The following is a 26,346-nucleotide window of genomic DNA, read 5'->3' as shown; positions in this document are numbered from 1 at the left end:
TGCGTCATGTTGGCCGTCCCTTTTGTTTCTAAAAAAGTCGAGGAGGATAAAGCATGGAGAAAAAATGTTTTTCCAAAGTGAATGTACTGTTGGCTGCAGTGTTGGTCGTGGCAGGTCTGCTTGCCGGCTGCAGCAAGTCAGGAGCAGGGTCGGGAGAGGCTGATGGAGAATGGGCTGGACAAAAGATCAATGTTCAATTAATTGGTGACTTTGCGATGGAGACGAAAACAGATCCGGTAACTGGTGAGTCTGTCAAAGGAGTGGAAGTGCTGAAAGAGGAATTTGAAAAGCAGCACCCAGGAGCCACAGTTGAATTTACACTAATGCCATGGGAGGGATATACCGAAAAAACACAGGCTATGATTACATCGGGAGATGCAGATGTCTATCAAATGCCTGGAACCGTCGATTTTGCTCCGCAAGGTGTACTGGAACCTCTTCAACCGTACATCGATAAAGATGAAGAGTTCGATTTAGACATCTTCATCGAAAATCAGGTCGAAGGCTGGAAAGCGTTGGGACCGGATGATGATGAACTGCAAATATATGGTCTGCCATTTCTGGGAGACGCCCGTTTCATTGCTTATGACAAGCAATTGTTTGATGAATGGGGCGTAGATTATTTGTCAGATCATCCAACGATGGAAGAAGTAGCTGAAAAAGCAAAACAAATGACTGGAAAAAACCCGGTTACCGGTGAACAAAACTATGGGATTTGGTTCAGGGGAGACTGGTCATCAGCATTTACACTGATTGATCTGGCAGAAGGGCAAAATGGCTCTTGGGGCTCTGGTTTTGCCTGGGATGAGATTGAATTCAATTTTGATTCACCAGAAATGGTCAACGGTTTGAATTGGCTGCTTGATATGCAAGAGCTTGCCCCTGAGGGATTGGTGAGCAATCAAGGGAATGAGAAATGGCTGACAGAAGAAAACAATATTGCCATCATGCTCAATCAAGGACCGGGAGATACAGTTAAACCAGCCTACGCACAAGGGCTGGAGGACAGGATTGGGATAGCCCAGGAGTTCAAAAATGATGAGGGAGTCGGTGGATTGTTTGCCGGGAGTCCGATAACGATTGCCAAGGATAGTGAAAACAAGGACTTGGCTTGGGAATGGGTCAAGTTCGCAACAAGTGAATTTACTCAACAGTACATTTTTGAAGAAATGGGCCTGGTTCCATCCATCAAGTCGGCAATGGAATGGGATAGTGTAAAGGATACCGAATTGATGCAGCCAGTGTTTGAAGCGATGAGTTCACCGTGGACACCGCGTTATCCATGGGGGTCGGCACAGCCGAGGTTTATTCTGACATCCGAAGTGGAAGCAGCGCTCACGGGAGAAAGAAGTGCAGAAGAAGCACTTAACAAGGCCCAAAAAGAGAGTACGGAGTGGCTGGAGAACAGGTAACCAATCAAAATCTTAGCAGGAAGCAGGGAGTATCCTTCTTCCTGCTAAGTGCTCTTTGTCGGGAGGGGATGAGAAGTGGAAGCAGGAGTATTAGCTAAGGTTTGTATTTGGATAAACCGGTTCGCTTATCTTAACTTATTGTGGGTGTTATTTTGCCTTGCGGGATTATTGCTGGCAGGCATATTTCCAGCCACCGCTGCCATGTTTGCCGTTCACCGGAAATGGATTAGCGGGAGGACGGAAATACCTGTCTTCCGTACCTTTTTTTCAACTTATAGGCTGCTTTTTTGGAAGGCCAATCAACTTGGATTTCTCCTTCTGTTATTTGGGAGCTTGCTTTTTATTAATTTCCGTATGGTTACGAACTGGGATGGAGCGCTAACCGATCTGTTTCAATTGCTCCTTCTGTTGCTTAGCTTTTTATACATGCTGGTTTGGCTGTATCTTTTTCCGGTATTGGTTCATTTTGAGGGAACTGGCTTTGATACCGTGAAAAATGCATTGTTCACAGCAATATCGTCCCCATTTTTGACTATTTTAGCGATTATAGGAGTTTTTTTGCTTTTCTGGTTTAGTATGATTTTACCTGGAATCTTACCCGTGCTTGGGTGCAGTAGTATAAGTTTTATCCTGTCTGTCTTTGCCCAACGTGTGTTTCGTAATATCGAGGCTAAGGTCTCTTGATTTAACATGGAGAGTGAGGGAGCGGCAATCGAACATACCAAAAATAAAGAACGGCATTATTGGTTGAAGATGATGCGAAAAGTCGCTGATCCGGTACTTTATGCTTTAGAGGACCGTCAATTAATAGCTACCATGCCGGTGGAAATGAAATCGAGAACTACTCGGGAAGCGTTTTCGGCTCTTGAAGCGATGGCTCGGCTATTGAATGGAATGGCCCCTTGGCTGGAGAAGAAACAAGAGGATTCAGAGGAGGAAAAAATCCGTCAGCGATATAGTGCTTTAGCACGGAAAGCGATTGACGCGGGTACCGATCCAACGTCCCCCGATTATATGAATTTCACGGAGGGATTTCAACCGATTGTGGATGCAGCTTTTCTGGCCCATGCCATTATCAGGGCACCACAGCAGCTTTGGGAATCGCTTGACAGTCGGGTTAAGGCAAATGTGGTGACGGCTTTACGAGCTACTCGCGATCGAAAACCCTATTTTTCAAACTGGCTGTTGTTTTCTGCTATGATTGAGACTGCTTTATTTCAACTAGGCGAACTGGATTGGGATCCTATGCGGATTGATTATGCTTTAAAACAAACAGAACAATGGTATGCAGGGGATGGAATGTATAAGGATGGCCCGTATTTTCACTATGACTATTATAATAGCTTTGTCATTCAGCCTATGTTGTTTGATATAGTGAGAACAATCGGGGGTCAATATCAGGAATGGCAGGACCAATACTCAAAAATTTTACACAGGGGACAAAGATATGCAGAAATTCAGGAACGCTTGATAGCTGCTGATGGAACCTTTCCTCCAGTAGGAAGGTCACTTGCCTATCGAACCGGTGTTTTTCACCACCTTGCCCAGCTTGCACTTCATGAAAAGCTTCCTGATTCTCTTGAGCCAGCTCAGGTTCGGACCGGTTTAACCGCTGTTATAAAGCGAAGTTTGGGAATGCCGGACAACTTTACAGAGGATGGCTGGCTTACCATTGGTCTTAGCGGTCATCAACCGAGTATCGGCGAAGGTTACATATCGACCGGGAGCACGTATTTATGTGCAGCAGTCTTTTTGCCGCTTGGTTTATCTGCAGATGCACCGTTCTGGCAGGATCCGCCGCAGAACTGGACTGCCAAAAAGGCATGGTCGGGGAAAGAGTTTCCAATCGATCATGCGCTTCAGGATTAATCGGAAAGGAGATATCGGATGGAAAAAGGACTATTCATCATGCGCCTGGAACCGTTTGACTACGTTTATCCTTCCGCAGTACGGGAGGAAATCAAACAATTCATTGAAATATTAGCCCCTCCTATGACAGAAGAAACGGCCAGGTTGCATCCAGAACTGTTAAAACAGGCGGATGTCATTTTTTCCGGTTGGAGTGGACCGAGGCTGGATGAATCCTTTTTGGAGACAGCTGAAAAATTAAAGGTCCTTTTTTATGCGGCCGGCTCTGTTAAACCGATTGTGACCGATGCAGTTTGGAAGCGTAACATCAAAATTACTACTGCAGTCAGAGCAAATGCGATTCCTGTAATAGAATTCACCTTGTCTCAAGTATTGTTCTGCCTGAAGAACGGTTGGCAGTATGTCCGGCAAGTCAAGCGTGATAAAATGTTTCCTGAAAAACCGTTTCCTATAGCAGGTTCCTTCCAGAGCACGGTAGGGTTGATTTCCCTAAGTACAGTCGGTAGGGGTGTTGCTGAGCAGTTGAAACGCTTCGACATCGAGGTGCTTGCTTATGACCCTTTCGTGAACAAAAAGGAAGCAGAAAGACTAGGCGTCACGTTGTGTTCCTTAGAACAAGTTTTTCAGCAATCCGATGTTGTTTCCCTGCATACTCCTTTATTGGGTGAAACTCGAGGGATGATTAGAGGGGAGCATTTTGCCATGATGAATCAGCATGCCAGTTTGATCAATACCGCGAGAGGAGCTATCATAAGGCAATCAGAAATGATCCGTGTATTAACGGAACGAACGGATATCACTGCGGTCCTCGATGTCACCGATCCGGAACCACCAGCAGTTGATTCACCATTATATCAAATGGAAAACGTCGTGCTTACGCCGCATTTGGCAGGCAGTGAAGGTGCGGAATGCGGGAGGATGGGAATGTATATGTTGGAAGAGTTGAAGAGGTATGTGTCTGGAGAAAGGTTAAAATGGCAAGTAAATCCGGAAAATCTCCGCATTCAAGCATAATGGAAATTTAGATAAATGGGAGGGCATACAGGGGTGAATATCACCTATGAAAATGTAGTCAATATACCAGAGGACCCAATACTTGAAGGGATACTGCTGCTGCATGATTCCATATTTGAGGATGGAGACAACCTAGCTGAAAAAATAACAAAAAGGCAGCAGCTGCTATTTACGCTGGCTTTTGATCACGATACGGTGATCGGTTATAAAATCGGCTACCCGCTTGATGAGAAAAAATTTTATAGCTGGTTAGGGGGAGTGAACGCTAATTACCGAAACATGGGGATTGCTTCCGCTTTGATGCACCATCAGCACGGATATTTACGCGAAAAGGGGTATGACAGGATACAAACAAAAACAATGAATCGGTGGCGTTCTATGCTGCTACTGAATATCAAAACAGGTTTTGCTATCACTGGCACGTACCTTGATACGGCAGGGGAATTGAAAATCGTTTTAGAAAAGGAATTGAACTAGAAGTTACGTGAAAACATCTTTTACTAAGTGGAAAAGTTATGAATCAGCCGGAAAATACAAGGCCTGGAAAGAGGCACGGCTTCCGTTTTCACAGGAAGTCCGAAACGCTTTTATGCGGGACTTTCAGCTTGTGCCTGCTGAAAGTGAAGTGGATTTGTGTAGTATTTATCACCCTTCAAAAAAAGAGAAAGTTAATTTGCGCTATTGTAAAAAAATTAAAAAGACCGAACGTGTTCGAATGGCCCAGTTGGTACCGCCCCCCAAAAGTTAGAGTGAAAAAACTAACTTTTGGGGTAACCACCGTTCGAACACGTTCGGTTTTTTGTTTTGGCAACGATCCTTTTGTCTGAGCCTCTTTAATGTACGATAGAAAAAACTTTTCTAAAGAGCGGGTAGATTAGATAGCCAAGTAGAATGCCACTGGTGTTCAGGATTAAATCGTCGATATCCATGCTTCCGCGGTGGGTAAGAAACTGCAGAATCTCAACCAAGCATACGGAAGCAATGGCCATTCCCACCAGATACGTAAGTTTCGCTTCCTCTCTTTTACAGCAATAGTAGATACCAAAAGGGATAAACAGCCCGATATTGGCAGCGAGGTTGTAAAAAGAAATGAATGGAGACGTCTCTCCATCCAGGTAAAACATTATTGTTTTGAAGGGAATTATATTGTAATTGTCATAGACTGGGCCTGCCGGACGGAAAAACAAAAGGACAAGCAAGAAAATACTATAAACGATGATACATACATTCAGCGACTTTTTGGCAATCTTGAAGCGCTTCTTAAATGCGATGCTGCTAATAGAAAAGAAAGCAAAACTGTAGCAAACCCAAACAACAATCAACACGAGGGAATGCAGATATTCAGTAAGGGTTATCCAAATCGGAAGTAATAAAACAAATACGATTTGTGACACCCATAGACTGATAACAAACCTTTTCTCCACTTTATAACCACCATCTTTCCTATTTAGTTTACCATCAAATCTGCTCAGGTCGTTACGTTAGAATCAAAAAGAATATTGATTACAATAATGTGTCATTTACAATAGTGTGCGACATACACTATAATGGAATCAGGAGTTGATTGTATGAGCGAAGTAGATGAATTGGTCGACAAACTGCTGCAGGAATTGCGTCGCGGAACGATTACAATAGGGGTTCTCAGCCAGTTGGATAAACCACAATATGGCTATTCACTGGTAAGCATTCTCAGTGATAAAGGAATGCACGTAGAACCGGGAACGTTATATCCGTTGTTGAGAAGATTGGAAAAACAAGGGTTGTTGGAGAGCAAGTGGGACACCAACGAGGGTCGGCCGCGCAAATATTATTTGTTAAGCAGGAAAGGAAAAGAAGTCTTTGCCCAGTTGAAAAACGAGTGGAAAAGCATTGTCGGCAATATGGAAGGATTACTCAGAGAAAGTGAGGAAACAAACGATGGAAATGGTTGAGCGCTATATATACGCGGTCACGCAACGTCTTCCGCAGGGGCAGCGGATAGATATTGCTGAGGAATTACGAGGCTTGATTGAGGATATGCTGGAAGAAAGGAACGATGGCCGTCCGGTAGAGAATACGGATATAGAAAGGGTATTAATAGAATTAGGGAGTCCAGCAGAGTTGGCGGAAGAGTACCGTGGTACCAGCCGCTTCTTAGTAGGACCAGACCTGTTTCCAGCCTATTTATCTGTAATGAAAATGGTTTTAATTATAACTGTCTCCGCCATGGGGATCATTTTTGCAGTGGAAACAATCCTGACGCCCATGAGCATTCTACACCATTTTGTCGATCTTCTTATTTCCCTATTTGTTACCGCAACACAAGTGTTTGCCTGGATTACGGCTGGTTTCGCTGCTGCTCAATATTTTGGTGTGGCACCACCTGGATTGTCAGGGGGATATAATCGGAAAAATTGGAACCCGTCCGAACTCCCGCCTGTTCCTGACAAGAAAAAACAAATAAAACGCGGTGATGTCCTAACAGGAATTATTTTTTCCATACTACTATTGGTACTAGTGCGGTTTTCTAATCACTTGTTCGGAGTTCTTTTATTCGAGGATCATCACTTGGAAGCCACAATTCCTTTTTTGAATGAAGAGAAGCTGTTAGAACTAATGCCGCTTATTTACCTAATGGTAGCAATTGGAATTGTAAAAGAGATCTCAAAACTAATGGCTGGAAGGTGGACCAAAAATCTGGCAATCGCCAACCTGGTGATAAATGGTGCAATTTTTTTACTGGCGATGTTTATATTGAGAGATCAGGCGATTTTAAATCCAGATTTTGTTCAACAGCTCAGCGATAGCTGGGGAATCAGTAAGCAGCAGGAAGAATACACGACCATAAAAACAGTCTGGAAGCTATCGTACAATCTGGCTCTTGCTGCTTTTGTTATAACTTTGCTGATAGACACGGTGACGGGTTTTTATAAAGCTTTTAGGAAGTGAGAGTACTGACTTGAACTGCCTATTCGGCAAGAGGTCTTTTGGTAGAGAAGCGATTCCATTTGCCTGAAAGGATCCGTATTTCCTAACATTCCCCTCTGGACATTTGTTACTTGGAGCGGTTAAGAATGCCCAAGTATTCCTGCCAGGGTCCTACATCAGTACGGTAGCGTTCTGCCATCACCCGGACGATTTGAGAAATGTGGGTAAAATCGTGAACTACCCAGGTTGAAAGCAGTTCCCGGAGTTTCACTTCACCAAAGGCCGGGTGGTTGCCGATCCATTCAAACTGCTGTTCAGAAACAATAAGCCGTTGAATAAGAGAGATGTTTTCGGCTCTCAGTGTTTTAAACTCCTCCAACTTTTGATCAACCGTTTTTTCTTCCGATTGATTCAAGTGGGCAAACCGATCAAAGGGTGGAAAGGAGGTATCTTCCCCTTGGTCTAAAATAGTTTTGATTCGCGGCACCCAGTTTGTTTTTTCCGCATCAATAAGATGGCCGATTACTTCATCAGCATTCCAAGTCCCTTGGCCCTCATTACAATGAAGCCAGCCGTTAGATAATCCTGTCAAAAAGGCTCCTAGGGTGTGAGGTGTTCGTTCGAGAATTTCGATTGACTCGTTTATCCGAAAGTTCATTTTCCAGCTCCTCTCCAGATTACGTACATTTATTTTATGCTTCCGGTTCTTTGTTTCATTCGGCAAATTACAGGGATATCCTTCTGTAATTTGCTGTTTTCACTTTAGAAAAATTTGTTAGACTAACTATGAAGAAGCATTGTGAAGGATAGGTATTGGGATGGCAAACATTTTTCTGTAATTATGCTACTTGTCCCTTTTTCTTTCGCTTATATTCCCCGGGAAAGGGGGGAAGTGAGTGTCTTATCTAGAGAGTAATATAAGCAAAGAAGACTTTGATAAGACGTAACGAAAGGAGTCAATTATGGATTATAAAGTAAGAGAAAAATCGGGTTACACACCCCAAATCGGACATCTTGTGTCGATGATGGAGTATGCAAGAAAGACGACACTCGATGCTGTTAGTGGCCTTTCGACGGAGCAGCTCGATTACTTGCCAACGGAAAAAAGCAATAGTATTGGTGCCTTGTTACTACATATGGCAGCAGTAGAAGTCGGTTTCCAAATAGAAGTATTTGATGGACGAAGCCCAAATGATGAGGAAAAGACCGAGCGGGGAGCTGCTTACAGCCTTGGGCATCAAGGTCGATCTGAAATTAATGGAAATCCTCTTGATTTTTATCTTGATAAACTTGTTAAAGTTCGTCAAAGAACATTGGCGGAATTCCGGCTGCGGAATGATAAATTGCTTTATGAGGATATACAATGGGATGGTCAGCCTTCTAATCACTTTTTTATCTGGTTCCATGTAATGGAGGATGAAATTAATCACAGGGGGCAGATACGGATTCAGAGAAAAATGGTGGAATAATAGATCGACAAGCTCATGCCATTATGGGAAATACAATTTGATTGTCCTTGGATGTTTTTATCAGCTCCCCTTTTTCTGACGGCAGTGAAGAATTTCCGTCTTGGGTATCAAGCCGAGGCTTTCATTCCGATTACAAAATGCGCAATGGCTTTCGATCAGATAAGGGTTGTTCCTTTATCATGCTATAATAAAATGGAGAAACAGAATCGTGATTCAACTAGTTTAGGAGTTTTTAATATGAAAAGTATTGCTGCTTCAGGGTTTGCGGCAGCCGTCCTTATCTATGCTGTGATGCATTATGTTACCTTTTTGACTCCTTCTTATGCAGGGGAATGGATTTTGTCTGTGGCAGGAATTGCAGCTGTCCTTTTTGCTGCATTGATTTTACCGCTCCGCTCGTTTACGGTTCCATTGTTTTTGTTGGCAGTGGCAACCTCTATTCAACTAGCGTCAGGCGGTTCTTTTCTTTCCTTTCTTCTGGAAGGAATCATTCAGATGCGCAGCCTGATTGCTTTATTGCTGATTGTTCCGGTCATAGGCTGGATTCTGCGTGAGGAACCTTACATTGACAGTATTATGAATGCTGCCCACCATTTTCTGGATACTAGCAGAAAGTTTTATTTTGGCATCATGTTGGTCAATCAGCTTATTGCCTATTTTCTGCTGTTTGGCTGTATTCCGATGATGTATCAATTTATCCATGCGTTTCTTCGCGACAAAACGGGCGAGGCCTGGGAATATTTCAAGGGTACTGCCTTGTTGCGTTCCTTTGCGTTGACAACACTTTGGGTTGTCAGCATACCGAGTTTTGCATTTGCCGTCGACCATTTGGACGCATCTTTGGGAGGAACAATCGCCCAAGGGCTGATGATTTCGCTCGCGGGGACTGGATTGGCTGTATGGTTTGCTGCAAGAAAAGAAAAACAGTATGGAATAAACTTTACAGCAGGAATTAAATCTGAGATTGATAGACTGGTAAAATCAAATGAACAAGAAAACCATACAAGAAAACATGTACTGGAATTCGCCATCCTGTTTGTCTCATTGTTTACGACTATTTTTCTTCTTCATATCTTCCTAGGGTGGGGATTATTAATAGTCATCCCGCCTGTCATTATCGTATGGACCTGTGGTTACTTTATCCTTAAAAAACGAATAGGAAGTCTTATAGGCCAGGCAAAGCAATATTTTGGGGTGGACATGAAATACAAATCCCAGCAATTCAGTCTACTGCTTGCTGCCGGGATGCTAATCTATGCAGTCAATCAGTCGGGTATAGGCAACTACTTGGTAGAAGGGTTGTTTTATTTAGAGGATGCTGTACCGTTCATGAATTTCCTAGTCATCTTGCCATTCACAACCATCCTTCTAGGGTTTTTGGGCTTGGGTCCATTGACGGTCATCGTTTTGGTTGCCGGAATTCTCCAGCATGTGGATATGCCATATCCTCCGGAGTTGGTTGTGTTGTCGTTGACCTCTGGGAGCGTCATATCGGTTCTGCTGTCGCCGGTCATTCTCCCCATCATTATTTTGAGTGCAACGAACGGATTGAGCATTCTGAAAAACGGCTTTCGTTTCAACCTTGGCTACAGCATTGTTTTTTATTTCATGGTTCAAGCCTATATCCAATTTATGTGGTATGTTGTTTATTAAGCTGAAGAAAAGCAGGCTGAAAGACGTTTGGAAACGTTTTTCGCAAGGAAGGGTGAAAAAATGAAACAATTGCAGCAAGATGCAGATTCTTTTCAGAAGGAAATGGGCTGGGAAATCAGGAAGGAAAGCTATGAAGCAAGCAGGGAAGATTTATTAAATAACTATATGCTGCTGACAACGGAAGTGGCAGAGGTGGCCGAAGAGTTTAGAAAGGCTTTTAATCTTACAAATAAAGCTATTCAAGAGGGCAAGGCAGAACAGGAAGCGTTTGATAGGGCTAAGGCTCACGTTAAAGAGGATGTCGGAAAAGAACTCGCTGACTGTGTTGCTTACATAACCAAAATGGCGAATTATTTTGAGATAGATTTAGAGGACAGTTTTTATAAGAAAATGGAAGAAGTGAAACATCGGAAAAATAAGGATGGCAGGAAAAGCTGAAATGGACTGCCCAAAGTCATGTTCGATGACTGAGGGTGGTCCTTTCTTTATTTTAGACATCCATACAATAGGAGTTTCTTCTATAATGAAGAAGTTGACTTTCAATTTATTAAGCATTTATAAAGATTTTCTCTAAAGCTAATACCCGCCATTATAATAGAACGTGAAAGAGGGGTCTGGTAATGACAAATCAAGAAAAAATATTAATCGTCGAGGATGATGCAGAGATTGCCAGAGTTATGATGGATCACCTGCGGCAAGAGTGTTACCTTCCGACATGGGCATCCACTGGCAGCGAGGGATGGGATGAATTTAAAAATAGCAGATTTGATTTGATTTTGGTCGATTTGATGCTTCCAGAAATGGATGGCTTTCAATTAAGCGAAAAAATCCGCCTGGAAAGTGATGTGCCGCTTTTGATCGTGAGTGCAAGGCAAGAGCAGGAGCACAAAATACAAGGGCTGGATTTAGGTGCGGACGATTATTTAACCAAACCATTCAGTCTAGGTGAATTGAGCGCGCGAATTAGTTCACACCTCCGCCGATATCGCAGGTACAGGAATAAAACCGGACATGCTGATAAGCAATTTTTCTCCGGTGGGTTGGAAATCGATTTTACCAACAATGTTATCAGGTTGGATAAGGTTGTCGTCCCTTTATCTGCGAAAGAAAGGGAGTTACTATTCTTACTTGCCAAAAATACGTTTAAAACCTTTTCAAAATCGGAGTTGTACCATCACATTTGGGAGCAGCAGGAACTACAAGGCAACAATACAGTAACAGTCCATATCAAAAGTCTGCGTACGAAATTAAAGGATGAAACAAGATCGGCAAAATACATTGAAACAGTATGGGGTGTCGGCTACCGCTTCATCGGGGAGTCTATTGAATGAGGATAAAAACCTGGCTTGCTTTAAGTTACTTGATCGTACTTCTTCTGCCTTTCGCAGCCGTGTATGGATTATACATAAGCATCAGTCACTTTGATCGTCGTCAGGATCTTCGGGAGTTTGTAGCGGCGAGACAGCAAATGGAGGAGTTGGAGACTATCCTGCAGGAGGAAAAACTATATCACATTCAGCCTCGGGAAAACTATCAGGAAATCGAGAAAGCGGCGACAGGCTCCATTCGAATCACGCTTTATCGTCCCGACGGTATTACCCTCTATTCTTCATGGGATGATTCATATGCTGGCAGACTCTTGCAGGTAGACACTTCCCGCCTTTACAGTGGATTGAATCACTTGAGCAAGCATGCTCGTACCTATTCGTTGAAACAAACAGTCTTTCATGATAGAGAGTTGACAGGCATTTACGAAATCACGCTTCCAAGGGATGTATGGATAGATGGTGTGAACAACAGAACCATCATGGTCGGCGGTATTCTCGGCTTGTTTGTTGTGCTTGTCTATGGCACGGTTATCTGGCTTCTTCATCGCAAGCTAACCCGGCCGCTTGGCCAATTGCGCGAGAATATGATGGCATTTGCCAATGGGGAGCCGTTAAACGATCAATGGAACCATTCTCGTGACGAGATCGGTGAATTGATTGCCCATTTCTATCAAATGAAAAAACAAATAGAGAGAACAAGGCAGGAACTTGTTCAACAGCAGCAAGAAAAGCAATTTATCGTGGCTGCCCTTTCCCATGATTTAAAGACACCCTTAACGGTCATCCAGGCGTACTCGGAGAGTTTGTGGGGAGGACGGTTGCTGTCGGAAGAAGAAAGACTGGAGTATGCAGAAATTTTATTCAATAAAATAGCATACATGAAGCAGCTGCTACAAGACTTGTCGTTGTACACCTCCCTGCAATCGGAAGAAAAAGAGGCTGAACAAGTACTGGTGGATGGTGAAGAATTCTTTGACATGCTGTTAAATGGTTATGAAGAACCGTGCACCCAAAACAAAATCAAACTCCATACGGAAGTATGTGCAGCAAATACATACTGTTTGAACCCAGGACAGATGATGCGGGTGGTGGATAACGTAATGTCCAACAGTATCCGCCACACTCCGCCTGGTAAGAACCTGTGGCTTGCCGTCGTTTCCAGTGATTGTCCATTACCGGAATGGGTGTTCCATCCTTTTCATAGGGAGCTGGAATCCTTTTGGAAAGGAGGGACCTTGCTGTTGATACAAAACCATGGAAAAGCAATACCCAAGGAGTTACAGGAACGAATTTTCCTCCCCTTTGTTCAAGGGGAAGATGCAAGGGCAAACGGTAGCTCAGGACTTGGGCTCAGTATAGCGAAGAAAATAATCGAACAACACGGCGGGAAAATCGGTTTATGGTCTGAAGATGGCTATGGAACCTTGATCGCATGCTGGTTGAGAGAAGGAGAACAAAAAGATGAGGCATAGAGCTTGGTTGAGTATCGGATTATGGTTGTTAATTGTCATGACAGGGTGTAAAGGAGAGGTGAGTGTGTCCTCGGAGGAAATTTTTACAAAAATGTTGGCTGAAAGTGAAGAACCCCTTGCCTATTATGGAGAGGGCAGGGTATCAATTAAAGATGGTGAGACAGTTGAAAAGACAACCTTTGAGGAATATGCAGGCCGGAATGGGCAAAGAAAAGTGATTACGGAAGAACCTGCCACAAGCAAAAGGTCGATAGCAATTTTGGATGGGGAATCCATGACCATGTATGAGGAGGGGAGTAAATCAGCTCAGCGCATGGACTTATCATCTGGTGAACTGCCTGCTGCTTTGACGCAGAAGGAGCAGTTACTGAGCATGCTTGAAGTGGTCAAGGATACACACGATACGGAGTTGGTCAGTGAAGATACCATTTTGGATATGGAGACCTATCATCTAAAACTAACCAGTAAGGAAGATGGATTATTGGGGGACATGGATATTTGGGTCGAACAGGGAAACTGGTTCATTGTCAAAATGAAACAAAAAAACGCCGATATCGAGACAAGTGTGGAATACACAAAGCTTGATTTAGAGCCGGGTTTTCCAGATGATACGTTTTTGGTAGATTTGCCGGAAGATGTAGAAGTATCTGACCTAGAGGAGGGGATGGCTGTCCCGGCTTCCTTGGAGGAGGCAGAACAAGCCTTGGGAACGGAATTTCTCCTAGTAGATGATGAGAAACAGGACTTGGATCGGATTGAGATGGACAAAATCGGTGGCGAAATAAATCGGACAGAGGTCACATTCTATTATCTTCAAGATGGTGTCCCATCTTTTTCTATTTCGGTATTTCCGACTCCCGAAGGGGAAGGGATGTCTTTGGGTGACGGGAAATTGAAAGTACGTGGCAAGGATGCCGAAAAAATGGATGAAATCCGCGGAATCAGTTGGGATGAACAAGGGCTTCGTTATTCCCTGCTGATGGAACATCCGGATATGACGACTGAAGAAGTTTTGCAGCTAACTGAAACGATGAAAATGCGTTCCGAAATGTAGGTGAGAATGTATGCTGCCGGGTTTTTATGAAATTATTGTATGTGTTTTTCTCGGACTGACGACCCATTTAATCGGTCTTCTGGCCGGAAAGAAAAACAAAAAGCTGGGCATAGCGGCCGAAGGGGTTGCAGCCCTGCTCGTAACAGGTATCGTTTTTTATTTGAATCCCTCTACGGACGGATTCCTCTACTTTTCGTTTCTTGCGAGTGGATGGTCTTCTGGCTTCACCCTGACCAGGGGATTAGAAAAGTATCGAGAGGTAAAGCGAGAATTGGACACGGCTGGTGTGGAACAGATTATTACCGTCCGTAGTAGCTCCCGGATAGCCTTCGATTTAGTTTTTGTCATTATCGTATATGCCGGGGCTATCTTGTTTCTTTTCTATGGACCAAAAGAAAGTCCGCTTCATTTCGTGATTGTTTTCGGCATGTTTCCATCGCTTTCTATGCTGGTGAAAAGAGTGATTGACTGGAAAAAAGTCCGATTTTATTATGGAGAAGCGGAGCAAAAGCTCTATATTATTTCCTGGTTCCATGCACGTACATACACGCTGCAGGATGCCGAGTCTGTTGCGGTGGAGTCTGCAGTGGATTTGCTAAAGCTTCATCCTTATTTCACCCTATTCACTAGCAGGGTTGACTTTACTACATCGATGCAAAGGGTGCTTCGAATCCAGTTTCCGGGAGAAAGCGTGTATATGACCGTTGAGCAAGCGGAACAGTGGCAAAAGCGGTTGACAAACTTTACCGCCAACCAAACCGGAGATGATCAAGAGCTAGTGGTGTTGCCGTTTTATCATCGTAAAAACATAAAGAGATTATTCGGAAAGCTTTACTTTGCGATGACAGTCAAGGGGATATCGGCGTATACTGGGCTGGTTTTGCTACTTTATTTTTTAAAGGCTCCTCCGATGATGATGGCTTTTTTGGCTGGTTGTTATTGGGTTTTCAATCTATACATCTCCGACAGGGTGTTGAAAACAGCGATGGATGCAAAAGAAGTAGAAGATCCAATCGTGATCAAGGCTGCCCGGAAGGTGTTTTCACGGGCGGGAATTCCAAATGTGAAAGTCTATGTAACAGAATCAGACGAATATAACGGCTTGGCCGCCGGAATGAACATCGGCCATTCACTGGTTACGTTGACTTCAACAACATTAAAGCTTCCTCCAACTGTTTTGGAGGGGATTCTGGCTCACGAGGCAGTTCATGTTAAAAAGAGAGACGTGATGTGGAAACAAATTGCCAACGCGCTCTTGTTGCTCGGATATGTAAGCATTGTATTCGTCATTGCGGAAAACATTTCCGACATCGAAGCTGTTAAGACGCCATTATTCTTCGTTTTCTGGCTGATGTTTATGTTGTTTCCTGTTTTTCAATCTTTGTTGTCGCAATGGTGCGAAGTCCGTGCCGATTTTCTTGGTTCCTCTTATTTAGATGGAGGTACGGAGCAGATGGCGGAGAGCATGACGGCAATCGCTGTCAAACAAGACGAGGCAGCATTGAAGAGCGTCGGTTACAGCGAAACAAAACAGAGCGAGATGGTGAAGGAATCCTCGCTTGACCGGTCACCATGGTGGCTGCGGGTTGTGGAATTTCAAATGATGCCCCATCCGCCGATGTATTGGCGCATTCAGGCTTTGCATTCACAACCGTGCGGATGGGGAATAGCGGTCTGTAAGTATTGGTTTATATCCAGGTGGAAAGAATCTTTTTACCGGAAAAAGTAGAAAGCAAAAGCTTGAATTCCTTTCAAGCTTTTGCTTCGTTATGCCGAGAGGATAGTGCTTCCTGCCAAATGAATCAGCGCGTGTTCTTTCTCAAAATCCCTAGTAAATAATAAGTAAAGGAGGATGAAGATGACGACTATTAATCCCCAAAAAACTGTTTTTTTACCGGTCTCTCCCTTAAAAAAGAAAAAGACAAATAGAAAATAAACAATACCTGCTATTATAAAGAATACGACACCTGATACAAGTTCGTCCTTTGTGTATTCCGGTGAATATCCCCAAAAGTGGAGCACTATAGTGATAAACGAAAATATACCGAAGCCATACATGATTTTTTGTATTTTAATTTTTAATCCTTCCCTTCTGTTCGTAGGTTCATAGAAAGTCCTTATCTTATATTTTAATGACTTTTTGTTTTTAAAGCTTGTAAAAACAAGGAAGGTCACCAATACAAAGAAGACGATCCCCACACCAAGTAATAGCTTAACAATCTGGCTAATAAGTTTCTCCTAAATAAAAGTGCCTAAAGTACAAATTAGTGAAGCCTTTTACAGAATAAAATCCGGTCTTGTTTATTTCCTTCATAGTTGGAATGTATGTCGATATGTTCTACCTGCTTGTCTCCTTTTTCGATTTCAAATCCTAAACGGGTGTGATAGGCAATGGACGTCTTGTTTATCGGAGAAGTGACAGCCCTGACCATGCTTCTGTCGTGACCGGCGGCAGTTTGGAAGAATCGCTCATAAAGTTGTGTGCCGATATGCTGATTGCGGTAATCGGGATCGACGCCGACAAAATGGATATATGCCTCATTTAAATTGGTTTGTGAGAGGAAGCCAATCAGAAAGCCGATGATTTTTTCATCCTCCTCCATAATAAAACTGGTCGGCTGAAAATGCACAAAAAAGAGCTTTGGAAGTTTATCCTCCATGGCCCTGCCACCCCACCAGTTATTAATAAGGGGACTGATTTTTTCAAAATCTGAACTTCTTACATTTCGAATGTGCATAGGTACCTCCTCAAAATCATTTATTCCATATTCTGAACACTTTGCAGTTGAAAGGTTTTTAAGTCAAGTTTTACATAAGCAGGCATACCGAGCTTTTGCCAAATTTCATACGGATTTACGAGATTATATCTTGCAACGAATAAAGAGATCACTGTTCCATGCGCAACGATAACCATGTCTTCCTGCCTGGATTGACTATGGATCAATGATTTTACCGCAGCATCGAACCGGTCAAATGCTTCAGAAGCTGTTTCTGCTCCGAAAACTAAATCGTTTGGACAGTCGAAAAAAGACTTGATTATAGACTGCCACTCATTTTCTGGATAAATTATCCGATTTTGATGGCGTTCGTGTTCATGTAACCCTTTTTTTATTTCAACTTGTTGATTCAACTCTGTTGCAATAATTCTCGCAGTATGAATAGCTTTTGGTTCCTCGCTTGTAAAAATCGTGCTGAAGTCATACTTATCAAGGAAGGGAGCCAACTTTGCTGCCTGCTTAATCCCCGCATTTGAGAGCACCCAGTTTGAGGATGGAATGGAAGAGGAGATGATCGGCTTTGCGTGTTTAATCAATAGTAATTGTCCCAATTAAATGGCCTCCTATTCCTATACTTATTTTAAAGATTAATAGCTTTTAAACAAAAAATTTAGTAAACCAGGCAATATATTCTGCACCTGGGATGAACAGGAATTGTGCCAATATGGTTCCGAGCAGCCGGGAGAAAATCATCATTAACGATACGCCTTTAAGGTTTAAATAATTGCCTTTTTTATTGATGACATCATCTGCGATAATCGAGATTTTTGGATCAATAAAGATGATAAGCAGAATTGTTGCTATGCCATTAATCAAACCTGAAGCCATAGTTGCTGTCAACGCTCTTTCCGGAGCCAGAAGTGCAGCATACAAGGCTGCTAACACACCGATTGTATAGATGGCGGTGATGACCATATTAGTTAAAAACAATTGAACCGGGATGTCTTTCCAGTGTATGTCTTTTAAATACGATATTCTGGGTAGATGGATATGCTTTCTTCCGCGTTTTATGTATTCAAACGTAAATCCCTTCCACAAAAGTGCTGGTATCGAGCCTCTTTCTTTTGACAAGTGAATGATTGCTCGGGAGAAAATCGCAATGAAAGTGGGAAGTAAAAGCATTCCAACTATCGTTCCGACCGTTGCAGAACCGATAATAAATCGGAACTGTGCTGCTACAAATGTTAATGGATCGGTTGTTGGGGCATTATCAATCAGGCTTCCAGTAAATGGCTGCTGCATCATGTTTGCCAGGCGGGATACCATGACCATCAGGTTGAACAAAGACAAAGCAGATGCGAGCAGCATGACTCTCGCTCCTGATAAAACGAACTGCATAAGCCAACGTTTCTATCGAATGGATAATAAAGATAAACAAGGAGATGAGTAGTAATTTTTCTGTGATTAATTCCACTATTTTTAGCTCTTTTCTATCTGTTTATTTTGGAGGCAATAACAGGTCATTTATTTTGACTCCAACGCTTTGTTAACAAATCGATTATCAAACACCCGATCGTACCGCCCATCATCATGCCTATCCACCAGCCCCAGTCAAAATCATTCTTCCAAATGCTTGCAAAGAGGAAGGCGATCGTAAATCCTAACAAGATGCCGATATATAGGGAGAACCTTCTCAAAAATTTCAGCCTCCTAATAAAAACATTTGAGTAAATTTTAACATAAATTTCCTAGTAATAAGAGGCGCATTCGATCATAAAAAAACAGAGTGCCCATCTTTAACGTAAATGGGCCTCTGTTTTTTTGGATAGTTTACTTATCTTCATGTCTCCAAGTGGTTTCTTCACCAGTAACCGGGCACATCGGAAAAGACTCCCCTTCCTTGAAAGTCACTTTTCCCCCGGACTGGCATTGATACTGCCCGCCTACAGGAACCCCTTGCCCAGTTCGGTATTCGTCATATCGTTTTTCCATTTGGATACCTCCTGTACTGCTATTTTTTCCTGACCAATTGGTTCTTACTCTCCTCATTCTGATTCTCATAAGTAAAGAGAAACAGGAAAGAATAGTAAAGCTAACATTCAACTGGTCAGGGAGGTCATTCACAGTGAAGAAAAATAATATTTGGCGGAATCCTGTGTTTTCCGTATCTGCGGTCATCATATTTGCATTGGTTATTTTAGGCGCTCTGATGCCGAAAGGATTCGGAGCTGTTGCGAATCGACTGTTCGATTTTACTGCGATTAATTTTGGCTGGTTGTATTTATTTGGCGTTTTTATTTTGATCGTTTTTTTAGTTGGGTTGGCTGTCAGTAAATTCGGTGCTATCCGTTTAGGCAAGGATGGGGAAAAACCCGAATTTCCGTTCTTTACTTGGGTAGGAATGCTATTCTCGGCAGGCTTCGGGGTAGGACTGGTGTTTTGGGGAGTTGCTGAACCGATGAGTCACTTTTTCACCACACCATTTATCGGAATGGAAGGGGAGACCGATGAATCAGCAAGAGTGGCAATGGGTTACGCGTTTTTCCACTGGGGAGTAAGTCAGTGGTCCGTTTTTGCCATCGTTGGATTGGTGATTGCTTTTTATCAATTCCGTAAGCAGGAAAACGGCTTGATTTCAACTGCGTTACAGCCGGTATCCGGAAACAATCCGCTCGTGAAGAATACAATCGATTCACTTGCGGTCATTGCAACCGTTATGGGTATTGCCACTTCGCTCGGGCTGGGGGTTCTACAGATGAACGGTGGACTGCACTCCGTTATGGGAATAGAGAACTCCGGTACGGTCCAGGTGATCATCATGGCCGTACTGCTGGTGGCCTATATGTTTTCATCGGCTACGGGGCTTGATAAAGGAATCCGTTATTTAAGCAACCTTAATCTCGGACTGGCATTAGGCCTGCTGCTATTCGTGTTTATTGTTGGTCCCACGGTGTTTATCCTCGAAACCTTCACACTGGGAATTGGTGATTATTTCGCCAATTTCGTATCTTACAGTTTTCGGATGCAGCCCTACAAAGAGGGGACTTGGGTCAGGGAATGGACGATATTTTACTGGGCATGGGCGATTGCCTGGTCGCCATTCGTGGGTGCGTTCGTAGCAAGAGTCTCCCGGGGCCGGACTATTCGCCAATTCATTTTGGGCGTGATGGTGATTCCACCCTTGATAGCCTGCTTGTGGATTGCGGCTTTTGGCGGAACAGCATTATGGCTGGATTTAAATCAGGGAACCGATATAGCTGAAGCAGTCAATGAGGATGTTGCGACTGCACTGTTTCAGTTATTCAATCATCTCCCACTCAGCCTGTTGATGTCGATTTTGTCTATCTTGTTGATTTTTACTTTTCTTGTTACGTCCGCCGATTCTGCCACCTATATTCTTGGAAGCATGACGGCTTTTGGAAGCCTGCATCCACCGAAGTTCGCCAAGTTTGTTTGGGGATTTTTAATGGCAGCAATCGCTGCTGTATTATTGTTTTCCGGGGGATTGGAAGCCTTGCAGACGGCATCCCTGATCGCTGCTTTGCCATTTACGATCATCTTATTGTTTCTTATCGTTGCGATTATCAAGCTGCTTAGCAAGGAACCACTCCCCGTGCGTAAGGCTGATGTCAAACGTTTCCGCCGGATTAGTAAAGAAGCAGATAGACGAGAAAAAGAATAAAGACAACCGCTCCTTTATGGTGGGTTAGGAAAGCCGGAAGAATTTACTTCCGGCTTTCTTCTAGCCCTTTATTCCTTATAGAAAAAGCGGTAAGATGAGGGAAGGGTGATGGATACCACAGGAAAGGATTAGAGGAATGGACAAGATTATTCAGCAAGATATTAATGATAAGTATGGAAAATATTATTTTCTGAAGGTATTGTCTCTTCTTACCTTTAGAAAGTCAGCGAAACTTGAGGCATTAAAGCAGCAGGTCAAACAAGAGCTGGAAGAAGAAAAAGAATATACCCGATTATAAATTAGAGAAAAAGAGGGGGGACGGGTCTATGAGCGAAGCAACAGCAGTGCAAAAAATCGACAGACCTAATACGCGTTCAAGCCTGCATTACCAGTTCAAAGAATTAGGTTTAAAAGAGGGGATGGTAGTGATTGTCCATTCATCGCTTCGTTCCTTGGGCTGGGTATGCGGCGGACCGACTGCTGTTATTCAAGCATTGATGGATTCAGTTGGAAAAGAAGGGACGATTGTCATGCCTGCGCAGACAGCAGAAAACTCTGATCCGAGCGCTTGGGAGATGCCTCCGGTACCAAAAGAATGGTGGCCGGTTATCCGAGATGAAATGCCAGCCTTTGACCCAGAATACACTCCTACGAGAGGCATGGGCGATATTGCCGAAGCGTTTCGCAGCTTTTCGGGAGTCAAAAGGAGCAATCATCCGACTTACTCGTTTACTGCCTGGGGAAAGCATGCGGAGGAGATTATCCTTGAACAACCATTGACTGCAGGATTTGGCGAGGGTTCCCCATTGGCAAAAATCTATCGGTTGGATGGATTTATTCTGTTGCTTGGTGTCGGCCATGACAGCAATACCTCCCTTCACCTGGCAGAACATGCCGTTCCGCACAAGAAGAAAGTGGAAAAGGGGACAGCACTTCTGGAAGATGACAAACGAGTTTGGAAAACATATGAAGAAATCGATTATGACTCCGAATTGTTTGCTGAGTTGGGAAGTGATTATGAAAAAACTCACACGGTAGCTGCAGCTAAAGTCGGGGCTGCTGAGGTAAAGCTCATCAGACAGCGCCCGATGGTCGATTACGCCCGTCAGTGGTTGAAAAACAAACATTAGAAAACGGCACTACATAATAATTTCTTCGTAATCTTTTTTATTCAGAAAAGCCAAAGAGTATCCGTTCTTTGGCTTTTTGTCTACCCTGTTTCACTCATCAGGGTTTATCACAGTAAAAGGTCGCATCATATCATAATCCTCATGCTCCAGTATATGACAATGCCAGACATAATCGCCGGTATATGGAGCGAATTTGGCAATGACACGTGTGACTTGAGCAGATGGGGCTGCAATCGTGTCCTTCCAGCCGCGTTCACTCAGAGCGGGTGCAGTTACTGAACCGCTATAGACAATTTTGCCGTCCTTGTTATAACGCTCCAGGTCAAACGGCTGTCGATCAAGTACTTGGAATTGAATAAGATGAATATGGATTGGATGCGTAAAATTCGTGACATTGACTAATGACCATATTTCGGTAGCTCCGAGTTCAGGTTTCTCCGTTACAGGATCGTGCCATTTCTTGTTGTCCAACAGTAGCAGTGGCCGGTCATACTCATCGGTGGAACCGACTAACTTTAATTGACGGATAGCAGTAATATTGTTTTGTTTAAGGGAAGGTATTCGAGATAAATGCCGAGGAATTTTGCTTGTGTCTTTTCTCGAGAGTGGTTTTGTCACCCGGAACTGCATGATTTCCCCGGTCGGATCATTTGGGTCGGCGTTGGCTCCAAGGTTGTTTCTCATCACTACTGTCTTTCCCTTTAGCTTGGAAAAATCCACAATAACATCTACTCTTTCAGCTGGTTCGACCCCGATTTGTTCCAATTTTACTGTTCTCTTCAGCAATCCGCCGTCCGAACCGATTTGATAAAAAGACTGGCCGGAATCCAGCGACAGCTGATAGTCCCTCGTATTCGAACCATTGAGAATACGAAAACGGTATTTACGAGGTTCCACTTCTAAATATGGCCACACTTTTCCGTTCACCACAATCGTATCACCCAGAAAGGCTGGCACGATCGATGGATTCGGTAGATTGTCCGCCGCGTCATCAGGCTGACGTGGATAGGCCAGGGAGCCATCTTGGTTAAAAGAACGGTCTTGAATCAGCAAAGGTATTTCGTATTTGCCTGCTGGCAGTTGCAGTGCTTTCTCCTGTTCACTGCGGATGATATACATTCCGGCAAGCCCTGCATAAACATTCAATCTGGTAATCCCCATGGCATGGTCATGGTACCACAATGCAGTAGCCCGCTGGTGGTTCGGGTATTCATACACTTCACGGCTGAATGATGGGCCGGTCTCCTTAAAGCCGTTCGTAAACCAGGCTTCTGGATAGCCATCACTGTCCGGCCTTGTTTCACTCCCGTGCAGGTGGACGACCGTTCTCACCTCCGGTTCATTGGCGACATTGTGAACCGAACCGTCAATTGGAAGAATGTGTCTGTTCGGTAAGTGATTCATCCAACGAACACGAATTGGTTTATTCTGATTCACCTCGAAGGTAGGGCCGGGAAATTGACGGTTATATCCCCAAAGCCTCGTCGGCGGCAAATCCCTGTGCAGCTTTTGTCGGAATTCTTCCATCCTTACTTCGTAGTAAGGACCGTCCTTTGTCCTGTGATTTGGCTGTAGAACGTTCATAATCGGCAGCTGATCCACAAATTTCTCAAGTGTCGGACTCATAGTCTCATCTCCAGTCTTGGTGCATTTACTATAGTAGATGACAGACGCACAAGTATTGGAAAGGCTGATATAACAAATTGCCGTTTTTGTACTAGTCGAGAATGTATTTTAAGTTCCAGTCCATGCAGTACGATTTTTAAACATGGTACAATGGGGAAAGGAAAAACAGAGGTGAACGAAATGAAGCCAACACAGATAGTAAAAAGATTACAGGGTCATGAGCCAGCTGTATTAGGGAGTGAACAATTTGCCAAGTTTGCCGTGTTGCTCCCACTTATTGAAAAAGAAGGGGAGTTGCACGTATTATTTGAGGTTCGTTCCCACACGTTGAGAAGACAGCCGGGCGACATTTGCTTTCCAGGTGGAAAAATTGATCCAAGCGATCAGTCTGCACAAGGGGCTGCTGTTCGGGAAACGGTGGAGGAACTTGGAATTAAAGCGGAAGAGATAACGGATGTTTATCCTATTGATTATATGGTTTCCCCATTTGGAATGATCGTGTATCCCTTCACAGGATTTATCAAGGAGAGGGCAGACATCAGTCTCAATCCGCAGGAGGTCGAGGAAGTATTTACTGTACCACTATCCTTCTTTTTAACTACGAAACCTATTATTCATGAGGTCAATATGCACATCGAACCAAAGGAAGATTTTCCATTCGAACTGGTAGCCGGCGGAAAGAACTATGAGTGGCGGCCTTTAAAAATGGAAGAATATTTTTACCAATATGAGGACAAAGTTATCTGGGGACTGACGGCAAGAGTAATCGCCCACTTTGCATCATTGATGACTGGCTGAGTGGGAAACGTACGGAAGACTGTCACTTAGGCAGTCTTTTTCTTTTGTTTTTATATAATATAGGAAAGAATATAAGAAAGTGAAGTATGAATAGAAAAGATATAAAAAAAATTGCAGAAAAAGCACTACCATCTTCGTCAAAATAGGAGTATGATGGGTAGCAAAATGTGTAGCTTCATGGCAATATGGAAAGGAAGTTTTGGAAGTGAAACCTTCAAGAAAAGAATTCGCCATTATCGGACTGGGCAGGTTTGGCGGAACGCTTTGTAAGGAATTGGCAGAGTCGGATATCGATGTGTTGGCAATCGATAAAAGTCCGGAGCGCATACAGGAATACGCTGCAATCGCCAGCCATGTTGTGGTGATGGATGCAGTGGATGAACATTCGCTTCAGTCCGTGGGCATCAGCAATTTTGATTGTGCTGTTATCAGTTTTGGAGAGGACATTCAATCCAGTATCCTTGCCTCCCTGTTGTTAAAAGAGATGGGGGTAAAGAAAGTGTGGGTAAAGGCCAGGAATGAAAGTCATCAAAAGGTTTTAGAGAAAATAGGAGTCGATAAAATCATCAACCCGGAGCAAGATATGGCAAAGCGGATCGCCCATCATATTGTCTCCGATCAAATTGTCGATTATATACAGCTATCCAAACGACATAGCATGATGGAGGTGATCGCGACGAAGGACATGGAAGGAAAAGCGATAGGCGACCTGAATATTACCAAAAAACATTTTTGTCGCACAGTTGCGATCAAAAAGGATGAAGAGACACTTCTCATGGAACCATCTCTTGATACGAAGATTGAGCATGGGGATATCCTCATCATAATGGGGGAAAATGAACGGTTGAACCGATTGGAAGTCAGAGGAGTATAACTGCCATGATAATGAAGAATGACCTTGTTAATATCAGTCCTCCCAGGTTTTTACTGGGGATTTTTATCCTGTTTATTTTTATAGGAACCGTTTTGTTAAAGCTACCGATTGCAACTACAGAGTCAATAAGTACTTTGGACGCCTTGTTTACTGCGGTTTCGGCAATGACCGTTACGGGTCTCGCAGTTTTAGACACCGGTGCAGTTTTCACAACTTTCGGCGAAGTGGTTATTCTGTTGTTAATCCAAATCGGCGGACTAGGGATTATGACTTTTGCGGTATTGATCTTTTTAATAATCGGGCGGAAAATCGGTGTTAAAGAACGAGTGATTGTAACCCAGTCTTTGAATCAAACATCCCTCGGCGGCGTGGTGTCTCTGGTAAAGAAGCTATTTATTTTTTCGATTGTAATGGAGAGCATTGCCTTTATGCTGTTATCCATACGCTGGATTCCAGATATGGGATGGAAGCATGGTCTATATGCTGGTTTATTTCATTCTATTTCGGCCTTTAACAATGCTGGTTTTTCTATTTGGTCTGATAGTCTATCAGAGTTTGCGGCTGATCCTATTGTAAACATTGTGATTACTCTTTTATTCATTATTGGAGGGCTTGGATTTACTGTCATCTTTGATATATGGAAAAAAGGAGATCCAAACAGCTTAAGTCTGCATACCAAATTGATGCTAATTGGCACTTTCTTATTGAATAGTGTTGCGATACTGGTCATCTTACTATTAGAGTATGACAATCCTGGTACATTAGGGACCCTTTCAGGTTTGGACAAACTCCAGGCCGCTTATTTCCAGGCAGTGACTCCCAGGACAGCGGGTTTCAATACCGTAGACATAGGGAGTATGAATGATTCGACTTTATTTTTCATTATTTTGTTAATGTTCATTGGGGCTGGAAGTGCTTCTACTGGCGGGGGAATCAAATTGACCACCTTTTTGGCTTTGATTTTTGCGGTATTTGCCTTTTTGAAAGAAAATGATGAAGTAGTAATGTTCCGGCGAGCCATTAAATACAATACAATCGTCCGCGCGTTGGCTATTACTGTCATTGGCTCAGGGTTGATTGTTACCGGTATTTTTATTTTGAATATAACCGAGGATGCGACCTTCATATCTATAGTATTTGAAACCGTTTCAGCGTTTGGTACAGTAGGTTTATCGATGGGGCTTACTTCGACCCTGACAACTGTCGGGAAAATAACAATTATCCTAATCATGCTGATTGGAAAAATCGGTCCGCTTACGTTAGCTTTTTCTTTTGCGCATTCCTCACAAGCGAATATCCGGTATCCAAAAGAGGATATTCTGACAGGTTGATTATCTTGAT

At 43.3% G+C, this 26,346-nt stretch carries 27 protein-coding genes and 1 pseudogene; 20 read left to right on the top strand and 8 right to left on the bottom strand.

Translation table 11 applies throughout. The annotated features are described in order from the left end of the window. Positions 1-53 precede the first annotated feature (53 nt). From BLR82_RS04460 to BLR82_RS04440, 5 genes are all read left to right on the top strand, one after another. Entirely contained in the window at positions 54-1,412 is a 1,359-nt protein-coding gene (locus BLR82_RS04460) for an extracellular solute-binding protein (RefSeq protein WP_074597773.1), read from the top strand. Between the two features lie 75 nt (positions 1,413-1,487). Next, entirely contained in the window at positions 1,488-2,096 is a 609-nt protein-coding gene (locus BLR82_RS04455; RefSeq protein ID WP_074597772.1) for a YesL family protein, read from the top strand. Positions 2,097-2,102: 6 nt separating this feature from the next. After that, positions 2,103-3,281, top strand: coding sequence for a DUF2264 domain-containing protein (locus BLR82_RS04450; protein ID WP_074597771.1), 1,179 nt, complete (start codon positions 2,103-2,105; stop codon positions 3,279-3,281). Between the two features lie 18 nt (positions 3,282-3,299). Then, entirely contained in the window at positions 3,300-4,295 is a 996-nt protein-coding gene (locus BLR82_RS04445) for a hydroxyacid dehydrogenase (RefSeq protein ID WP_074597770.1), read from the top strand. Positions 4,296-4,328: 33 nt separating this feature from the next. Then, positions 4,329-4,772 (top strand): GNAT family N-acetyltransferase, encoded by a 444-nt coding sequence (locus tag BLR82_RS04440; protein WP_245693637.1) that lies wholly within the window; start codon positions 4,329-4,331, stop codon positions 4,770-4,772. A 356-nt stretch (positions 4,773-5,128) separates the two neighbouring features. On the opposite strand, the gene BLR82_RS04430 is transcribed toward BLR82_RS04440, so the two are convergent. After that, positions 5,129-5,719 carry a VanZ family protein gene (locus BLR82_RS04430; RefSeq protein WP_074597767.1) on the bottom strand — a complete coding sequence of 197 codons (591 nt, stop codon included), beginning with the start codon at positions 5,717-5,719 and terminating at the stop codon, positions 5,129-5,131. Positions 5,720-5,863: 144 nt separating this feature from the next. Between BLR82_RS04430 and BLR82_RS04425 the strand changes: the two genes are divergently transcribed. Continuing rightward, positions 5,864-6,226, top strand: coding sequence for a PadR family transcriptional regulator (locus BLR82_RS04425; protein WP_074597766.1), 363 nt, complete (start codon positions 5,864-5,866; stop codon positions 6,224-6,226). Then, the gene (locus tag BLR82_RS04420; RefSeq protein ID WP_074597765.1) at positions 6,213-7,223 is read left to right on the top strand and encodes an HAAS signaling domain-containing protein; all 1,011 of its coding nucleotides are present in this window, start codon (positions 6,213-6,215) and stop codon (positions 7,221-7,223) included. Before BLR82_RS04425 ends, BLR82_RS04420 begins: the two co-directional genes overlap by 14 nt. Before the next feature lie 106 nt (positions 7,224-7,329). Here the strand turns inward: BLR82_RS04420 and BLR82_RS04415 are convergent, their stop codons facing one another. Continuing rightward, positions 7,330-7,860 (bottom strand): DinB family protein, encoded by a 531-nt coding sequence (locus BLR82_RS04415; RefSeq protein WP_074597764.1) that lies wholly within the window; start codon positions 7,858-7,860, stop codon positions 7,330-7,332. Positions 7,861-8,164: 304 nt separating this feature from the next. Between BLR82_RS04415 and BLR82_RS04410 the strand changes: the two genes are divergently transcribed. From BLR82_RS04410 to BLR82_RS04380, 7 genes are all read left to right on the top strand, one after another. Beyond that, positions 8,165-8,671, top strand: a complete 507-nt coding sequence (locus BLR82_RS04410) for a DinB family protein (protein WP_074597763.1) — start codon at positions 8,165-8,167, stop codon at positions 8,669-8,671. A 237-nt stretch (positions 8,672-8,908) separates the two neighbouring features. Then, entirely contained in the window at positions 8,909-10,324 is a 1,416-nt protein-coding gene (locus BLR82_RS04405) for a hypothetical protein (RefSeq protein ID WP_074597762.1), read from the top strand. Between the two features lie 60 nt (positions 10,325-10,384). Further along, the gene (locus BLR82_RS04400) at positions 10,385-10,762 is read left to right on the top strand and encodes a MazG nucleotide pyrophosphohydrolase domain-containing protein (protein WP_074597761.1); all 378 of its coding nucleotides are present in this window, start codon (positions 10,385-10,387) and stop codon (positions 10,760-10,762) included. Positions 10,763-10,944: 182 nt separating this feature from the next. Further along, the gene (locus tag BLR82_RS04395) at positions 10,945-11,655 is read left to right on the top strand and encodes a response regulator transcription factor (RefSeq protein WP_074597760.1); all 711 of its coding nucleotides are present in this window, start codon (positions 10,945-10,947) and stop codon (positions 11,653-11,655) included. After that, the gene (locus BLR82_RS04390) at positions 11,652-13,124 is read left to right on the top strand and encodes a HAMP domain-containing sensor histidine kinase (protein ID WP_074597759.1); all 1,473 of its coding nucleotides are present in this window, start codon (positions 11,652-11,654) and stop codon (positions 13,122-13,124) included. The genes BLR82_RS04395 and BLR82_RS04390 overlap by 4 nt, the downstream gene beginning before the upstream one ends. Next, positions 13,114-14,178 (top strand): LolA family protein, encoded by a 1,065-nt coding sequence (locus tag BLR82_RS04385; protein ID WP_074597758.1) that lies wholly within the window; start codon positions 13,114-13,116, stop codon positions 14,176-14,178. Before BLR82_RS04390 ends, BLR82_RS04385 begins: the two co-directional genes overlap by 11 nt. 10 nt (positions 14,179-14,188) lie before the next feature. Continuing rightward, the gene (locus tag BLR82_RS04380; protein ID WP_074597757.1) at positions 14,189-15,907 is read left to right on the top strand and encodes a M56 family metallopeptidase; all 1,719 of its coding nucleotides are present in this window, start codon (positions 14,189-14,191) and stop codon (positions 15,905-15,907) included. A 535-nt stretch (positions 15,908-16,442) separates the two neighbouring features. Here BLR82_RS04380 and BLR82_RS04370 read toward each other — a convergent pair. The 5 genes and pseudogenes from BLR82_RS04370 to BLR82_RS20960 all read right to left on the bottom strand — a co-directional run bounded on the left by BLR82_RS04370 (position 16,443) and on the right by BLR82_RS20960 (position 18,887). Further along, entirely contained in the window at positions 16,443-16,916 is a 474-nt protein-coding gene (locus BLR82_RS04370) for a GNAT family N-acetyltransferase (RefSeq protein ID WP_074597755.1), read from the bottom strand. A 20-nt stretch (positions 16,917-16,936) separates the two neighbouring features. Then, entirely contained in the window at positions 16,937-17,506 is a 570-nt protein-coding gene (locus BLR82_RS04365) for a histidine phosphatase family protein (RefSeq protein WP_074597754.1), read from the bottom strand. A gap of 46 nt (positions 17,507-17,552) precedes the next feature. After that, positions 17,553-18,369: pseudogene (locus BLR82_RS04360) on the bottom strand (lipid II flippase Amj family protein). Positions 18,370-18,415: 46 nt separating this feature from the next. Next, positions 18,416-18,592: a hypothetical protein gene (locus tag BLR82_RS20735; RefSeq protein ID WP_175486751.1), complete on the bottom strand. Its 177-nt coding sequence runs from the start codon at positions 18,590-18,592 to the stop codon at positions 18,416-18,418. A 133-nt stretch (positions 18,593-18,725) separates the two neighbouring features. Further along, positions 18,726-18,887 carry a hypothetical protein gene (locus tag BLR82_RS20960; RefSeq protein WP_175486750.1) on the bottom strand — a complete coding sequence of 54 codons (162 nt, stop codon included), beginning with the start codon at positions 18,885-18,887 and terminating at the stop codon, positions 18,726-18,728. Positions 18,888-19,020: 133 nt separating this feature from the next. Between BLR82_RS20960 and BLR82_RS04355 the strand changes: the two genes are divergently transcribed. The 3 genes from BLR82_RS04355 to BLR82_RS04350 all read left to right on the top strand — a co-directional run bounded on the left by BLR82_RS04355 (position 19,021) and on the right by BLR82_RS04350 (position 21,707). Further along, a complete protein-coding gene (locus BLR82_RS04355; protein ID WP_074597753.1) occupies positions 19,021-20,577 on the top strand; it encodes a BCCT family transporter in 1,557 nt (518 codons plus the stop codon). A 136-nt stretch (positions 20,578-20,713) separates the two neighbouring features. After that, entirely contained in the window at positions 20,714-20,875 is a 162-nt protein-coding gene (locus BLR82_RS20955; protein ID WP_175486749.1) for a hypothetical protein, read from the top strand. A gap of 28 nt (positions 20,876-20,903) precedes the next feature. After that, a complete protein-coding gene (locus tag BLR82_RS04350) occupies positions 20,904-21,707 on the top strand; it encodes an AAC(3) family N-acetyltransferase (protein ID WP_074597752.1) in 804 nt (267 codons plus the stop codon). A 90-nt stretch (positions 21,708-21,797) separates the two neighbouring features. Here the strand turns inward: BLR82_RS04350 and BLR82_RS04345 are convergent, their stop codons facing one another. Next, positions 21,798-23,333, bottom strand: a complete 1,536-nt coding sequence (locus BLR82_RS04345) for a multicopper oxidase family protein (RefSeq protein ID WP_074597751.1) — start codon at positions 23,331-23,333, stop codon at positions 21,798-21,800. A gap of 180 nt (positions 23,334-23,513) precedes the next feature. On the opposite strand from BLR82_RS04345, the gene BLR82_RS04340 reads away from it, so the two are divergent. The 3 genes from BLR82_RS04340 to BLR82_RS04330 all read left to right on the top strand — a co-directional run bounded on the left by BLR82_RS04340 (position 23,514) and on the right by BLR82_RS04330 (position 26,336). Next, positions 23,514-24,131 (top strand): NUDIX hydrolase, encoded by a 618-nt coding sequence (locus BLR82_RS04340; protein ID WP_074598267.1) that lies wholly within the window; start codon positions 23,514-23,516, stop codon positions 24,129-24,131. A gap of 205 nt (positions 24,132-24,336) precedes the next feature. Further along, entirely contained in the window at positions 24,337-25,005 is a 669-nt protein-coding gene (locus BLR82_RS04335) for a potassium channel family protein (protein ID WP_074597750.1), read from the top strand. Positions 25,006-25,010: 5 nt separating this feature from the next. Next, on the top strand, positions 25,011-26,336 hold the full coding sequence (locus BLR82_RS04330; protein WP_074597749.1) for a TrkH family potassium uptake protein: 1,326 nt from the start codon (positions 25,011-25,013) through the stop codon (positions 26,334-26,336). Positions 26,337-26,346 lie beyond the last annotated feature (10 nt).

The organism is Sediminibacillus halophilus, from assembly GCF_900103695.1.
GTDB classification, from domain to species: Bacteria; Bacillota; Bacilli; order Bacillales; family Amphibacillaceae; genus Sediminibacillus; species Sediminibacillus halophilus.
Note: the sequence above shows the minus strand (reverse complement) of the source record. Positions and strands in the feature narration are given on the sequence as shown.